The organism is Psychrobacter sp. CX16, from assembly GCF_057396245.1.
This window is the reverse complement of sequence record NZ_JBXYJF010000031.1, coordinates 21,409-35,809: the sequence shown is the minus strand read 5'-3', so window position 1 is coordinate 35,809 and position 14,401 is coordinate 21,409. Positions and strand designations below refer to the sequence as shown.

The window sequence follows — 14,401 nt, the reverse complement described above, 5'->3', positions numbered from 1 at the left end:
ACTAAAACCAAAGAACAACTTGTTGTGAATTCTTGCTGACCGGATGCGTCAATAAGGAGGTGATCCAGCCGCAGGTTCCCCTACGGCTACCTTGTTACGACTTCACCCCAGTCATCAACCACACCGTGGTGAGCGCCATCCTAAAAGGTTAGGCTACCCACTTCTGGTGCAATCAACTCCCATGGTGTGACGGGCGGTGTGTACAAGGCCCGGGAACGTATTCACCGCGGCATTCTGATCCGCGATTACTAGCGATTCCGACTTCATGGAGTCGAGTTGCAGACTCCAATCTGGACTACGATAGGCTTTTTGAGATTCGCATCACATCGCTGTGTAGCAGCCCTCTGTACCTACCATTGTAGCACGTGTGTAGCCCTGGTCGTAAGGGCCATGATGACTTGACGTCGTCCCCGCCTTCCTCCAGTTTGTCACTGGCAGTATCCTTAGAGTCCCCGGCCGAACCGCTGGTAACTAAGGAAAAGGGTTGCGCTCGTTGCGGGACTTAACCCAACATCTCACGACACGAGCTGACGACAGCCATGCAGCACCTGTATTCTAATTCCCGAAGGCACTCCCGCATCTCTGCAGGATTCTAGATATGTCAAGACCAGGTAAGGTTCTTCGCGTTGCATCGAATTAAACCACATGCTCCACCGCTTGTGCGGGCCCCCGTCAATTCATTTGAGTTTTAACCTTGCGGCCGTACTCCCCAGGCGGTCTACTTATTGCGTTAGCTGCGTCACTAAGGGATCAAGTCCCCCAACGACTAGTAGACATCGTTTACGGCGTGGACTACCAGGGTATCTAATCCTGTTTGCTACCCACGCTTTCGAACCTCAGTGTCAGTATGATGCCAGGAGGCTGCCTTCGCCATCGGTATTCCTTCAGATCTCTACGCATTTCACCGCTACACCTGAAATTCTACCTCCCTCTCACCTACTCTAGCTCACCAGTATCAGATGCAGTTCCCAGGTTAAGCCCGGGGATTTCACATCTGACTTAATAAGCCACCTACGCTCGCTTTACGCCCAGTAATTCCGATTAACGCTTGCACCCTCTGTATTACCGCGGCTGCTGGCACAGAGTTAGCCGGTGCTTATTCTGCAGCTAATGTCATCGCTTATGGGTATTAACCATAAGGTCTTCTTCACTGCTTAAAGTGCTTTACAACCAAAAGGCCTTCTTCACACACGCGGCATGGCTGGATCAGGGTTGCCCCCATTGTCCAATATTCCCCACTGCTGCCTCCCGTAGGAGTCCGGACCGTGTCTCAGTTCCGGTGTGGCTGATCATCCTCTCAGACCAGCTACAGATCGTCGCCTTGGTAGGCCTTTACCCCACCAACTAGCTAATCCGACTTAGGCTCATCCAATAGCGAGAGCGCAAGCGCCCCCTTTTCCCCGTAGGGTGTATGCGGTATTAATACGAGTTTCCCCGTGCTATCCCCCACTACTGGGCAGATTCCTAAGTATTACTCACCCGTCCGCCGCTCGACGCCTGATAGCAAGCTATCATCGTTTCCGCTCGACTTGCATGTGTTAAGCCTGCCGCCAGCGTTCAATCTGAGCCATGATCAAACTCTTCAGTTTAATCTTGCTATGAAGTCCTTTAAAGAGACTTCTAAACTTGGCTCATCCTATTACTAGCAAATTTGCTTTCCGTATGTTCATATAATGAATTAACTTCGAGTTTCTTTACTAATTAAAGAATGATAATTTTTATAGTTAGTCACTACCCCGATAAGAGATAGCCCCAACTTTAATTTTTAGCATCCTAAATCAGCAAAAATCCACACAAGTTGTTCTTTGATTTTAGCTTTTAAATAGTTTCTTAGCTTGTCGTCCAAGCCTAAGTTATATACTTGCTTTGCTTAACTGTTAGTAATTAGTAACAGCGTTATCGCTCGGCAGGCTGACAATTATATAGATTTCGATATCTTTGTCAACACTTAATTTTGATTCTTTCTAAGTCAACTCGCTTCTAATCTCTCGATTGATTCGCTGATGTCCGTCTTAGTGAGGGCGTATTATAGAGGGTTTAATTCTAGTGTCAACCCTTAACGAAAAATTTTTTCATTATTTTAATCAGCAGCAATTTCTTGAATTTTTCGTTAGACAGGTATTGTATTAAGTTACTGCTACTATTTTATACCTACACCCAGTGGCTTACGGCTATACCAGCGACAAACAATAGATTAGTTATCAGCGTTATCATGACGATATTTTTAAGCTGTTTACCTATTGATACTGTATCCACACGTGTTACTTGATCTTCATCTGATAAATTTCTTAGTAGAGTAAGATGTATTGCATTACTATGCTTTATTGCTAAGGGGTAAACAATTAATACAGACAATGTATACCAATTAAAGTTAATCGCATACGTTAGATAGCACATGTAAGAAGCCATAAACAGTAAACCATATGCCGTTTGAATTCCTCTATCCCCTATCAAAACTGCTAGTGTTATTTTGCCTGCTTGTTTGTCACTATAGATATCTCGCATGTTATTAACAAATAGCACACAAGCAGCAAGCCCACCGCATCCTGTGGCAGGTAACAGATGACTTAGTTGAAACTGACTCGTTTGTAAATAAGCACTTCCTAAAACGCCTAGCCAACCGAAGAATATCAGTACAGCCACCTCCCCCATTGCGCGGTATCCATAAGGACGTTTGCCCATGGTATATGCCATCGCAGCGATGATAGCGAGCACACCAAATCCTAGAAATAGCAGAAAGTCGCGCAGGCTATCAAAGCCAATGGCAATTAAGATAACACCTGAGCAAAAGGTTAATAACGCCCAACCTACTATTAATCGCTTCAAGTGTTTCGCGCTAATCTGACCACTGGCCATCACTCGCTGTGGACTATTATCATCCCGATTGGCATCAGTGCCTTTGACGCCATCGCCATAGTCATTAGCAAGATTGGATAATATTTGCAGAGCCAATGCGATCCAAAGTGTTAATGCGAAGACCAGCCAATTGTGACTGGTAAGCGATTGATTAGAAGAGACTATCTCAGAAAAAGCTAAGCCAGTACCACAAAGGATACTGGCTACGGCTAAAGGAAAGGTGCGAGGACGAGCGGCTTGAATAAACGTAGAGACAGTAAACATTGTTAAACCATCGCTCACAATAAATAATAGAGGACTGACAGCTATTAATTTAACCTTTAACTTTGGCTTTTAAAGTAGACACAATGCCAGATAACGCATAAATGACACCGATGGCTAAAATACCAACGGGAATATCATACAAAACAATACCCATCACCAATACAGCGATAATCAATGCCACAAAAGGCACTTTCTTTTTATCAAATTCTTTAAAGCTATAGTATTTAAGGTTACTGACCATTAATAAGCCGCAAATAACGACCCACACCGCAGCGATTATCATTACTTGGGTGTCATATTGACCGACCCAGTGATTGTGATCAATCGCGACCATTACTGCACTGGTTATCAAAATAGCCGCTAACGGACTGGCCAAACCAATAAAGAATTTCTTATCAACTTCACCGATTTGCACATTAAAGCGTGCCAAACGAAATGCGGCACAGGCAGTAAACACAAAGGCACATGCCACACCGATACGCCCTAGAGGCTGCAGCGCAAAGCTATAAATAAGAATTGCTGGTGCCACCCCAAAAGCAAGCATATCGGCTAAAGAGTCATATTGCTCACCGAACGGGCTTTGCGCATTTAGCATACGCGCTACTCGCCCATCTGCCCCATCCAAAATACCGGATAAGAAGATGGCCAATGATGCTTTATAAAACTCACCTTGGGTACTCGATAAAATAGAAAAGAAGCCAGACAACAAAGACAGCGTGGTAATCAGGTTAGGTGCTAGATACACACCGCGGCTAACCACTGGCTTACCGTCAGCTACTTCTTCTTCAATAATATCAAAGGTTAAACCATCATAATCACCACTTTCAGCAATGCGGCGATTGTAATCACTGTCTTGATGGGATATAGGTACATTGGCCGTACCTGACTCACGTGTTATAGACGCAGTAGTATGATTGGATTTGCTATTATCTGGTGTGTTTGAATGTGTTGGTGGTGTGGTCATAATAAATCCCTAATTTCTAGCACTCTGTTCCCTAACTGCTTAATATGCAATCGTTATTATGATGATAGATGTCAATGAGCTTATCAACTTTCAGACTGGGGTTATTAGATTTAACGCAGTAAATACTTGGGCCCATTGTGAGCTGAGTATAGGCGTCACCATCAGATTACTCTAATAATGACACTTCTTTTAGCTCCCTATAACGATAGACTTAAGAAATGATAGAACCCTGACTATTCTCCAACAAGCCAGCGAACGTTGACTGCTTGACTTTGTGGTAACTCAGGGGCATCTTCAGGACGCAGTAATGGCTGTAGGAAGTTTAAAATCTGACGTGCACTTTGATCAAACTGCCAAGGCGGATTAATAATCAGCATGCCGGTACCGTTTAGGCCCGCTGCTACATCATTTGGATAAACATTTAGCTCACATAACAGCTGTTTGCGAATCTCGGTACGCTTCATTTTCTTATAAAACAGCTCAACCGCATCAATATTCTTAATTGGGAACCAAAGCGCATACACACCTTGTGGCCATTTATTAGTGCTTGCCACAAGTAAATCGACCAATCGGCTAAAGTCTTTGTGCTCTTGTTCATAAGGTGGGTCAATCAAAATCACACCACGGCGTTCTACTGGTGGAATAACCGCACGGATACCTTCAAAAGCATCACGGTTATGAATACCAATCGGTAGCTGATACAGCTGATAATTTAGCGCATCGTATTCTGTATTTTTGAATTCGAAAGCTTCGGCACGTAAGTTTGCATCTGGATTCTTCTCGGCATGGTTAGCAATCCACCATGGTGAACCAGGATAAACGTGCTTGTCGTAGGTTTGACGGGCTTGCTTGATATCATCAACATATTGACGAACGGCATCTGGTACTTCAGAGATATCGGCATCCAAAATCTTTTGTACGCCGCCTTTGGCTTCGCCTGTTTTGCGCGACTCTTCACTGCTTAACGAGTAAAGACCACGACCGCCGTAAGCATCAAGAACATAATAAGGCTTACCCTTTTTGCTCATTTGATTAAGCAGTTGGACAAGTAAGATGTGTTTAACAACGTCGGCGAAATTACCGGCGTGATAGGCATGTTTGTAATTCATAAGTTGGCTTGTTTTATTGTAGAAAGTTTCGGTATCAAAAATTAGTTCTATGGTAGCATAAGCAGGTTTAAAATGAGTATATTAATAGTTAATACCCCTATTTAGCTGACTGCTTGAATGCACCCATTATAGCCCATTGCTGTTCTTTATATCTGACAATCCTATAATTGATAATTGGTTGAAATTTATTCAGGCTGTAAGGGTTAGCCGCTGATTGGCAGCTAATTCAGAATTGATAGGATACTGTACCACCCTCTACCGACTTCTATATTTTCCTTAACCTATACAAGGGTATCGGTTCATGACTAAAGTCGTTGATACGGCCGTTGAAAGTAATTTAGACACTACCCAATGGGGCTATCAAGACCCTATTACCGTCGATATTCCACCACCGCTGAAGCCAGAGGCACTAGAACAGTCCAGAGACATTGCCGAGCATATTGCGCATGAGATTTTATCAGGCGTGCCAGAAGCAGATATAAATCAGCTAGACTTGTCTGACACTCAGCAGGCTTTAAGACAAGCAGATTTTGAGGCACATTGGCAGCAACGTTTGGACGACACGGTTTTAGATGATTTTGTCAATAAAGGCTTCATCGTATTAGATAATGTATATCAGCCCACTGCGCTACTGGCGCTGCAAGCAGAGAGCGGCTTTGTTGATTACCGTGATGCGCTATTAACAGAAGGCGTTCGTCAAACGGATATCCGTGGCGACCGTATTCGCTGGATTACCAAACACTTTTTTGCCGGCTACTACTATTTACAAAGTATCAATGAATTAGCGCATCTGTTTAATCGACTGTTTTTTGCTGGTATTCGCCATAGTGAAGCACACTATGCCTGCTATCCGCCAGGGTTTGGTTATAAATGGCATTCTGATAACCCCGTTGGCCGTGATGAACGCGTTATCTCAGCGGTATTTTACTTAAATGATGAATGGACGCTTGAGGATGGCGGCGCCTTATCGCTGATTGATATGCAAAATGAGCAGCATCAATTACTACCGAAAGCCAATCGCTTGGTTATTTTTGACAGCAATCTACAGCATCAAGTCGAGATTGCCCATCGTCAGCGTTATTCTATTGCCACTTGGCTGCGCCGTGACGATGCGGTCTTTATCCCTGAACCTTAATAGCTGTTATGCTTATAAACATTAGAGTTATAACAACGACATTATCACTTACTTTATTGACTGTTTTGACCCTTTATTAACGGTTATTTATTTTCTATACATTACTTTGAGGTACCTATGAGCGCTAACAACCAATCGGATAACACCACCCATCATCAACAAGCCACGTTAGAGTTAAGTATTGACTTAATGCGTCGTGACTCTGTGACCCCGAATGACAAAGGAGCGCAGGATGTATTGGTTGAGCGCTTAGAGCCACTAGGATTTAACAGTGAGTTTATGTACTTCGGTGATAAAAATGCGACGGGCCGTGATGCTGAGGTCAAAAACTTATGGACACGACGCGGCAGCCAAGAGCCTGTTATCTGCTTTGCCGGTCATACCGATGTGGTACCAACCGGTAATCCTGATAACTGGAAAATTCCACCCTTTGAACCGACTGTTAAAGACGGCTTTCTTTGGGGTCGCGGAGCTGCCGATATGAAAACAGGTATTGCCGCTTTTACCGTTGCTGCTGAAAGTTTTGTTAAAAAACACCCTGACCATAACGGCTCGATTGCGATGTTAATCACCTCAGATGAAGAAGGGCCTTCTATTAATGGTACAGTCAAAGTTATCGAGGCATTAGAAGCTCGCAATGAGAAAATCACTTATTGTTTGGTTGGTGAGCCTTCTAGCACAGACACGCTTGGCGATATTATCAAAAATGGTCGCCGTGGTTCGTTGGGCGGTATTTTGACCGTCACTGGTAAACAAGGTCATGTCGCTTATCCGCATTTGGCAGTTAACCCCATTCACGCCCTCCTGCCAGCGCTAACTGAATTTGAAAGCGCCGTTTGGGATGAAGGTAACGACCACTTCCCTGCTACGACCATGCAAATCTCGAACATTAATGGCGGTACAGGCGCTACTAATGTTATACCTGAAACAGTAGAGGTGGTTTTTAACTTTAGATTCTCCACAGAGACCACAGAAGAAGAGCTTCGTGCAAAAACGCATGAAATCTTGGACAAACATTTTAATGCTTCTTCAAATAATAAAAGCCAAGCCACTTACGATATCGAATGGAAACTATCAGGCAATCCATTTTTAACCGCTGAGGGTAAACTGGTGGATGCGTGTAAAATAGCCGTCAAAGAAGTGACTGGTATTGATACTCAGTTATCGACCTCAGGCGGAACCTCTGACGGTCGTTTTATTGCGCCAACGGGTGCGCAAGTGGTTGAGCTGGGTGTACGTAATGCAACCATTCATCAGGTTGATGAAAAAGTAGAGGTAGACGACTTAGGTAAACTGGCACAGATATATGAGAAGATGCTAGAGGAATTGTTGTTGAGTTAATAACGTACAAGGTCATATAGGAAGGATTATCTAATGAATCGTTTCTCTAAAACATTGTCTTACATATTAATAAGCAGTGCCATTATATTATCCGGCTGTCAATCAATTGTGCAGCGTTCTAATACGTCATTAGATAATCGTAGCACTCAGCACAGCACTGAGAGCTCAAAAAATACTGTTCAAAATGATTGGGAGACAATAGCACCTATTGTCAAGAAATATCGGGGTGAAATTGTCGGCCTATCTAATGACTTTAAGACCAATGGACTTGATGTCGATGTATGTTTCTATAAACAAGTATCGGCTGATTTAAAAAGTAAAATTGAGCAAGAATTAACTGAGGCAATAGGTAAAATTATTGTTGTAACGCCTTCATCACATCCAGTCCCTCCTATTGGCGGTTTAGATGAGTCTATTTATCAGAACGACCCCTGTGTTTATTAACTAGGAGCATATCCGATATTCGACTATTGCAAATCTTTTTCAATTAAAAAAGCCCGACGCTTAATAAGTATCGGGCTTTTTACGGTCAAATTTTGATAGCCAGATTAATCCGCTTCATCAATCCAGTTCATTTGGATGGCTTCTAAGATACCTTCGTTTGATTTACTAGGGTCATCATCGAAGTTCTCTAACTCAGTTACCCAGCGGTGTAAATCGGTAAAGCGAATATACTGTGGGTCGGTATCTGGAAATTTCTCGACAAGCTCGATAGCGATGTCTAGGCTATCTGTCCATTTTAGTTTTTGGTTCATAGTGGCTTCCTTTTGGCATTAAAGTAAAGTTAACTTGTAATTTATGGCTTAAGCTCAGCTAGCATACCAGCTAGTTATAAAGAGGGTAGATAGCTAGTGCGACTCTTAAAGTATGCGATAGATTTTAGCATATTTTGGATATTAGCTTTGCGTTAGGTGTGGTTTAGCCTCGATTGAAGCGGATATACTGCATGGCAGGACGAGTTGCAGGCGCTTGTGATGCAGTGGCGCGCAGAGCAAGCGACACGGCATCGCTTAGCGGCTGCCTCATCATGACTTGCAGATAGTAGCGAAAAGCGAGAGTAGCTACTGATTGGATAGCTTTCAAGCCAAAATCTGTGGTTGCGATGAGTTATTGAGATTTGATGGCTTGTTGATTGCTATTCCATGTGCTGATGACTTCGGTTAGGTGCTCGTGTTGCAGACCCAAAATTTGCGGTTTGTGCAAGGTGTCTTCCTCGGTTAATACAAATTTGGTCAGACCGATTGCCATTAGCGTGTTTTTGACATAAAAATGATGCTGAAAGTAGAGGTATTTGCTATCCCAGCCTTCAAGCTTGCTGGTGACGGTTATTTTGTTCCATAGTTTGATTTCTTTGAGATAAACCATTTCTTGCATGGCGATGACCCAGCCTAGCTTTTGGTACTGGGTTTGATGGGTGAGCGTGGTGAGCCAGCCGGTGATGTTGAGCTCGATAAAGGATAGATAGCGGTAGTTGGGTAGATGGTCCCGAAAGCCCATATCGTGTGGCAAAATACGATGACTGCGGGTGAAGGGTTCAAAGGTGTCTCTTTCATTGTGGGCTGTGCTGTATGTTACAGTTTTGGATGACGGCTTTTTGGGTTTTGAGAGCTCACGTTTTAGGAGCATCATTAAGATAAAAAATCGGATTAACATATTCATGGGCAGCGCTCCTATTAAGGTGTTCAGTATTTATGACTTAGATTACATAAAGGATATAAATGAGTAAATGCCAGTCTATACAGGCATGTAGCTGTTGTCAGCTGACAAAATATAAAAAAATTAACGTTTTGTAGGTTGAAACTTTATCCACTTAACCCCATTTTCAATACAACCCCATAGCTCATTGTAGAGTGACATTAATGATTAAAACATTCTGCCCAATAACAATACTTTATGAGTGATATGGGTACCTTTTATTAACCTAACTGAAATTTTTAATGGAGTGAACAATGAATATTCGCCCTTTACATGACCGCATCGTTGTCCGCCGTGTGGAAGAAGAACAAAAAACTGCCGGTGGCATCTTATTGCCAGGTTCTGCTCAAGAAAAACCATCTCAAGGTAAAGTCCTTGCTGTTGGTAATGGTCAAATCCGTGAAAACGGTGAAGTACGCGCTCTTGACGTAAAAGTTGGCGATACTGTTTTATTTGGTCAATATGCAGGTCAAACTGTAAAAGTTGACGGCGAAGAATTATTAATTATGAAAGAATCTGACGTATTAGGTGTTCTAGAAGGTTAATTAATTCGATTGCGATTGCAATCGGGTGCCTCTCTCATTGAACAATTAACAACAGATACTTCTCATTCATAAACAGAAAACTCATTAACTAAAATAATTGGAGAGTAATTCTCATGGCTAAAGACGTAAAATTTGGCATTGATGCCCGCAAACAAATGATGGACGGCGTAAATATTCTGGCAAACGCTGTAAAAGTAACGCTAGGCCCTAAAGGCCGTAACGTGGTTATCGATAAATCTTTTGGCGCACCTTCAATCACTAAAGATGGTGTTTCAGTTGCTAAAGAGATTGAGCTTGAAAACAAATTCGAAAACATGGGTGCTCAGCTTGTTCGTGAAGTTGCGAGCAAAACAAACGACGTGGCCGGTGATGGTACGACTACGGCAACTGTATTGGCTCAGTCTATCTTACAAGAAGGCATGAAGTCTGTTGCTGCTGGCATGAACCCAATGGATCTTAAACGCGGTATCGACAAAGCGGTTAAAGTATCTGTTGAAGAGATTCATAAACTTGCGACGCCTGCTGACGATTCTAAAGCGATTGCTCAAGTAGGTTCTATTTCTGCTAACTCTGACACCAAAATAGGTGAGCTTATCTCTGAAGCAATGGAGAAAGTAGGCAAAAAAGGCGTTATCACTGTTGAAGAAGGTTCAGGCTTTGAAGATTCTTTAGAAGTGGTAGAAGGTATGCAGTTTGACCGTGGTTACATTAGCCCATACTTTGCAAACAAGCAAGATAGCCTAACTGCCGAGTTTGAAAACCCATATATCCTTCTTGTTGATAAAAAAATTAGCAACATCCGTGAAATCGTACCATTACTTGAGCAAGTAATGCAGCAAAGCAAGCCACTATTAATCATTGCTGAAGATGTTGAAAACGAAGCATTAGCAACATTAGTTGTGAACAATATGCGTGGCGGCTTAAAAACGTGTGCGGTTAAAGCACCAGGTTTCGGCGATCGCCGTAAAGCAATGCTACAAGACATCAGTATTTTAACTGGCGGTACGGTTATCTCTGAAGAAGTGGGCTTAAGCTTAGAGACTGCTACTCTAGAGCACCTAGGTACTGCTAAGAAGGTAACGGTTGGTAAAGAAAACACCGTTATCGTTGATGGCGCTGGTCAAAAATCTGACATCGAAGCACGTGTTGAATCAATCAACCGTCAAATCGAAGAGTCTACTTCTGACTACGATAAAGAGAAACTACAAGAGCGTGTTGCTAAATTATCAGGTGGCGTCGCCGTTATCAAAGTTGGCGCAGCGACTGAAACCGCTATGAAAGAGAAGAAAGACCGTGTTGATGATGCCCTACATGCGACTCGAGCTGCTGTAGAAGAAGGCGTTGTACCCGGTGGTGGTGTTGCTCTAGTACGTGCATTAAACGCACTTGCTGACCTTAAAGGCGACAATGACGACCAAAACGCAGGTATCAACATCTTACGCCGTGCGATGGAAGCCCCTTTACGTCAAATCGTTACTAACGCCGGTGCTGAAGCATCTGTTGTGGTAAACGAAGTGAAGAATGGTTCTGGTAACTATGGTTACAACGCAGCTTCTGGCGAATATGGCGATATGTTAGAGATGGGTATTCTTGACCCTGCTAAAGTGGCTCGTTCAGCACTTGAGCATGCAGCATCAGTAGCAGGCTTAATGCTAACTACTGAAGCGATGATCACTGAGAAAGCGGAAAGTGGTGATGATCCTATGGCTGGCATGGGCGGTGCTGGTGGTATGGGCGGCATGGGTGGTATGATGTAATCATCTCCCTATCCGCTTATGATACGCTTCATGCGTAAATAGCCAACAAAAACCCCGATAGGCAATCGCTTATCGGGGTTTTTTATTGTCTTTTTATTTTGATGGTTTTACCTTAAAAGTCATTTCAATTTATTGACTCGCCTCATCACGTCTAAACACCCACGTTTTATCATCTGATAAATCATCAACATAATAATAATCAGCCAAATCAAACTGCTTTAAATCTTCAGCCTTAGTGATTTTATTATCAGCGGCGTATTTCACCATTAGGCCACGTGCTTTTTTGGCATAAAAACTAATGACTTTATATTTGCCATTTTTCTCATCTTCAAATCGCGGTGTGATGATATCAGCATTCAAAGACTTCTTTTTAACCGCTTTAAAGTATTCATTTGAAGCAAGGTTAATCAGTACATTATCTTCACCTTGCTTGGCAGTATCTTGCATACGCTGATTAATCACTTCAGTAATATGCTCACCCCAAAACTCATATAAATTATCGCCCTGCTCGTTTTTGAGCTTGGTGCCCATCTCTAAACGATAGGACTGAATTAAGTCTAGTGGCTTTAATACACCGTACAGTCCTGATAATACCCCTAAATGCTCATTCAGGTAAATGACCGTCTCTTTATCAAGATTATAGACATCAAGACCAGTATACACGTCACCGTCGAACAGATAAGCAGCCGGTTTGGCATTGTCATCGGTGAATGGCTTATCCTCACTCCATGCCCAATCTTGATTGCGCTGTGCATTGAGCTGAGCCAAATCATCAGAGATGCTCATTAATTCTTGCAGATCAATCGGTTCTTTTGACTTTAATATCTTCATCAATGCTTGCGAGTACTCAATCAGCTCTGGCTGACTATAGTAGTTGCCCACATTAACCGGTACCGCATCGCTCTCATTTAAGCTCTTTGCTGGAGATAATACGAAATACATAACGCCTCCTCGATGTATTGAAATTTAATTGATTATTATTTTAACTAAGCTGTTTTAGATGTATTCCTAAAAATGTAGTTCTAAATTCTTAGGCTCGCTATTTATGAACACTTAGTGATTGATTTGTTATTTTAACTGCTATGGTGCGCTATATGTGTTTAATTGACCTAATTATTTAAAGATAGGCTATTTGGATTTAAGCGTATCATAACTTTTTATAATGAGACAGTCGTTGTATCACCTCTAAACCTACCTTCTGATATTTTCCCAAAATCATTTTTTTAACGATACACATAACAGTATGTTATGTGATAGCCTGTAATTCATTGTCGGTATAACCTAAAGTTTGTTTCTAAAGGTTACTGGTCGGTCATGTTTCTGCAATGAAATTATTTGATTTATATTCTTATAATAAATATTAATGATGACTTTCTCATAACCATTTATTTAAATGATAACCTTTAGTTTTGTATTGCGTAACCGGAGGTTTTTTAGCGGCTAAGATAATTGCGCTTAAACATCGGATGTGAATGCGGAGAAAGTTTAGATAAACCATACAGCTAGGAGCGAACATGATAATAGGCACTATCCAAGCAAAGCAGGCACATGAAGGTCGCGTTGCCATCACTCCAGATTCAGTTAAGAAGCTGACCAAACTTGGTCACGAAGTGATTATTGAATCGGGTGCAGGTCAACATGCCTATTACGATGACACCGCTTATACCAATGCTGGCGCCAAAGTAGCCAGCGAAGCTGAGGTCTTAAGCAAAGCGCAGATTATTTGTGTTGTGCAGAATCTAACTGCTGAGCAAATCGCTCAGTTGTCCTCTGGCAGCATTGTGATTGGCATGCTTGATCCTTATCGCAACGATCAGCTAGATAATTATGCCAAGCAAGGCACCACTGCTTTTGCGATGGAGCTGTTGCCACGTACCTTATCGCGTGCGCAAAACATGGATGTGTTGTCCTCACAGGCCAACCTTGCCGGTTATAAAGCGGTGTTAATGGCAGCCAACGAGTATGCCCGCCCCTTCCCTATGTTTATGACCTCAGCCGGTACCGTTAAGCCTGCCAAAGTCATCGTGCTTGGTGTGGGTGTTGCCGGTCTACAAGCCATTGCAACAGCCAAACGCTTAGGCGCTGTGGTTGAGGCCAGTGATTTACGACCGTCAGTAAAAGAGCAAGTAGAGTCTCTAGGCGGTAAATGGCTAGATGTACCGATGAGTGATGAGGAAAAAGAAAAAGCCAAATCAACTGGCGGTTATGCATGGACACCGTCTGAGCAGTATATGAAAGATCAGGCAGCGGTGGTCGATAAAGCCGTTTCTAATGCTGACATTATTATTACCACTGCACAGATTCCAGGACGCAATGCGCCGCGTCTGATTCATAAGACGACGCTGGATAAAATGAAAGCCGGTTCGGTGCTTATTGATATGGCAGCCAGCTCAGGCGGTAACGTTGAGGGTACCAAATCTGGCGAAACGGTTATCACTGATAATGGCGTGCGTATCATTGGTGCGGCGAATATCCCTGCCACATTGGCAGCACAGTCCTCGGACTTATATGCCAACAACTTAGTGAACTTTATTACTACACTATTTGATAAAGAAAATGGCAATGTACTGACGATTAATCTTGAAGATGAAATCCAAGGCGCATTGGCAGTAACCCATAATGGTGAAGTGCGTTTGCAGCGTAAATAGTCGCTTTAGGGATTAAAGCAGCTGCGCTTAGTAGGTAGTTAACACTTATAAATTTAAGAATTAGCTATCTACTAATTAAGTATTTAA

Annotated in this window: 13 protein-coding genes and 1 rRNA gene; 6 read left to right on the top strand and 8 right to left on the bottom strand. The window is 42.7% G+C overall.

All coding sequences use genetic code 11. From position 1 onward, the window contains the following. Positions 1–52 precede the first annotated feature (52 nt). From AC2SLM_RS10815 to AC2SLM_RS10800, 4 genes are all read right to left on the bottom strand, one after another. Positions 53–1,589 (bottom strand): 16S ribosomal RNA (locus AC2SLM_RS10815). Positions 1,590–2,151: 562 nt separating this feature from the next. Further along, positions 2,152–3,120: a 1,4-dihydroxy-2-naphthoate octaprenyltransferase gene (gene menA, locus AC2SLM_RS10810; protein WP_486553825.1), complete on the bottom strand. Its 969-nt coding sequence runs from the start codon at positions 3,118–3,120 to the stop codon at positions 2,152–2,154. Positions 3,121–3,169: 49 nt separating this feature from the next. After that, positions 3,170–4,084, bottom strand: a complete 915-nt coding sequence (gene pssA / locus AC2SLM_RS10805) for a CDP-diacylglycerol--serine O-phosphatidyltransferase (RefSeq protein WP_486553823.1) — start codon at positions 4,082–4,084, stop codon at positions 3,170–3,172. A gap of 233 nt (positions 4,085–4,317) precedes the next feature. Continuing rightward, positions 4,318–5,193 carry a 23S rRNA (adenine(2030)-N(6))-methyltransferase RlmJ gene (locus AC2SLM_RS10800; protein WP_486553821.1) on the bottom strand — a complete coding sequence of 292 codons (876 nt, stop codon included), beginning with the start codon at positions 5,191–5,193 and terminating at the stop codon, positions 4,318–4,320. A gap of 301 nt (positions 5,194–5,494) precedes the next feature. On the opposite strand from AC2SLM_RS10800, the gene AC2SLM_RS10795 reads away from it, so the two are divergent. The 3 genes from AC2SLM_RS10795 to AC2SLM_RS10785 all read left to right on the top strand — a co-directional run bounded on the left by AC2SLM_RS10795 (position 5,495) and on the right by AC2SLM_RS10785 (position 8,113). Next, entirely contained in the window at positions 5,495–6,328 is an 834-nt protein-coding gene (locus tag AC2SLM_RS10795) for a 2OG-Fe(II) oxygenase (RefSeq protein WP_486553820.1), read from the top strand. A gap of 117 nt (positions 6,329–6,445) precedes the next feature. Then, entirely contained in the window at positions 6,446–7,669 is a 1,224-nt protein-coding gene (gene dapE / locus AC2SLM_RS10790; RefSeq protein ID WP_486553818.1) for a succinyl-diaminopimelate desuccinylase, read from the top strand. Positions 7,670–7,702: 33 nt separating this feature from the next. Next, the gene (locus AC2SLM_RS10785; RefSeq protein ID WP_486553816.1) at positions 7,703–8,113 is read left to right on the top strand and encodes a hypothetical protein; all 411 of its coding nucleotides are present in this window, start codon (positions 7,703–7,705) and stop codon (positions 8,111–8,113) included. A gap of 104 nt (positions 8,114–8,217) precedes the next feature. On the opposite strand, the gene iscX is transcribed toward AC2SLM_RS10785, so the two are convergent. The 3 genes from iscX to AC2SLM_RS10770 form a co-directional block, all read right to left on the bottom strand. Continuing rightward, complete coding sequence (iscX, locus tag AC2SLM_RS10780) at positions 8,218–8,424, bottom strand: Fe-S cluster assembly protein IscX (protein ID WP_486553814.1); 207 nt, start codon at positions 8,422–8,424, stop codon at positions 8,218–8,220. Between the two features lie 163 nt (positions 8,425–8,587). After that, positions 8,588–8,752: a hypothetical protein gene (locus AC2SLM_RS10775; protein ID WP_486553812.1), complete on the bottom strand. Its 165-nt coding sequence runs from the start codon at positions 8,750–8,752 to the stop codon at positions 8,588–8,590. 24 nt (positions 8,753–8,776) lie between these two features. Continuing rightward, the gene (locus AC2SLM_RS10770; protein WP_486553810.1) at positions 8,777–9,328 is read right to left on the bottom strand and encodes an acyl-CoA thioesterase; all 552 of its coding nucleotides are present in this window, start codon (positions 9,326–9,328) and stop codon (positions 8,777–8,779) included. 290 nt (positions 9,329–9,618) lie between these two features. Here AC2SLM_RS10770 and groES point away from each other — a divergent pair, with 290 nt between their 5' ends. Both groES and groL read left to right on the top strand, forming a co-directional pair. Next, the gene (gene groES / locus AC2SLM_RS10765) at positions 9,619–9,909 is read left to right on the top strand and encodes a co-chaperone GroES (RefSeq protein ID WP_486553808.1); all 291 of its coding nucleotides are present in this window, start codon (positions 9,619–9,621) and stop codon (positions 9,907–9,909) included. 113 nt (positions 9,910–10,022) lie between these two features. Continuing rightward, positions 10,023–11,666 carry a chaperonin GroEL gene (gene groL, locus AC2SLM_RS10760; RefSeq protein WP_486553806.1) on the top strand — a complete coding sequence of 548 codons (1,644 nt, stop codon included), beginning with the start codon at positions 10,023–10,025 and terminating at the stop codon, positions 11,664–11,666. Between the two features lie 129 nt (positions 11,667–11,795). On the opposite strand, the gene yaaA is transcribed toward groL, so the two are convergent. After that, a complete protein-coding gene (gene yaaA / locus AC2SLM_RS10755; protein WP_486553805.1) occupies positions 11,796–12,608 on the bottom strand; it encodes a peroxide stress protein YaaA in 813 nt (270 codons plus the stop codon). 572 nt (positions 12,609–13,180) lie between these two features. Here yaaA and AC2SLM_RS10750 point away from each other — a divergent pair. After that, positions 13,181–14,314 (top strand): Re/Si-specific NAD(P)(+) transhydrogenase subunit alpha, encoded by a 1,134-nt coding sequence (locus AC2SLM_RS10750; protein WP_486553803.1) that lies wholly within the window; start codon positions 13,181–13,183, stop codon positions 14,312–14,314. Positions 14,315–14,401 lie beyond the last annotated feature (87 nt).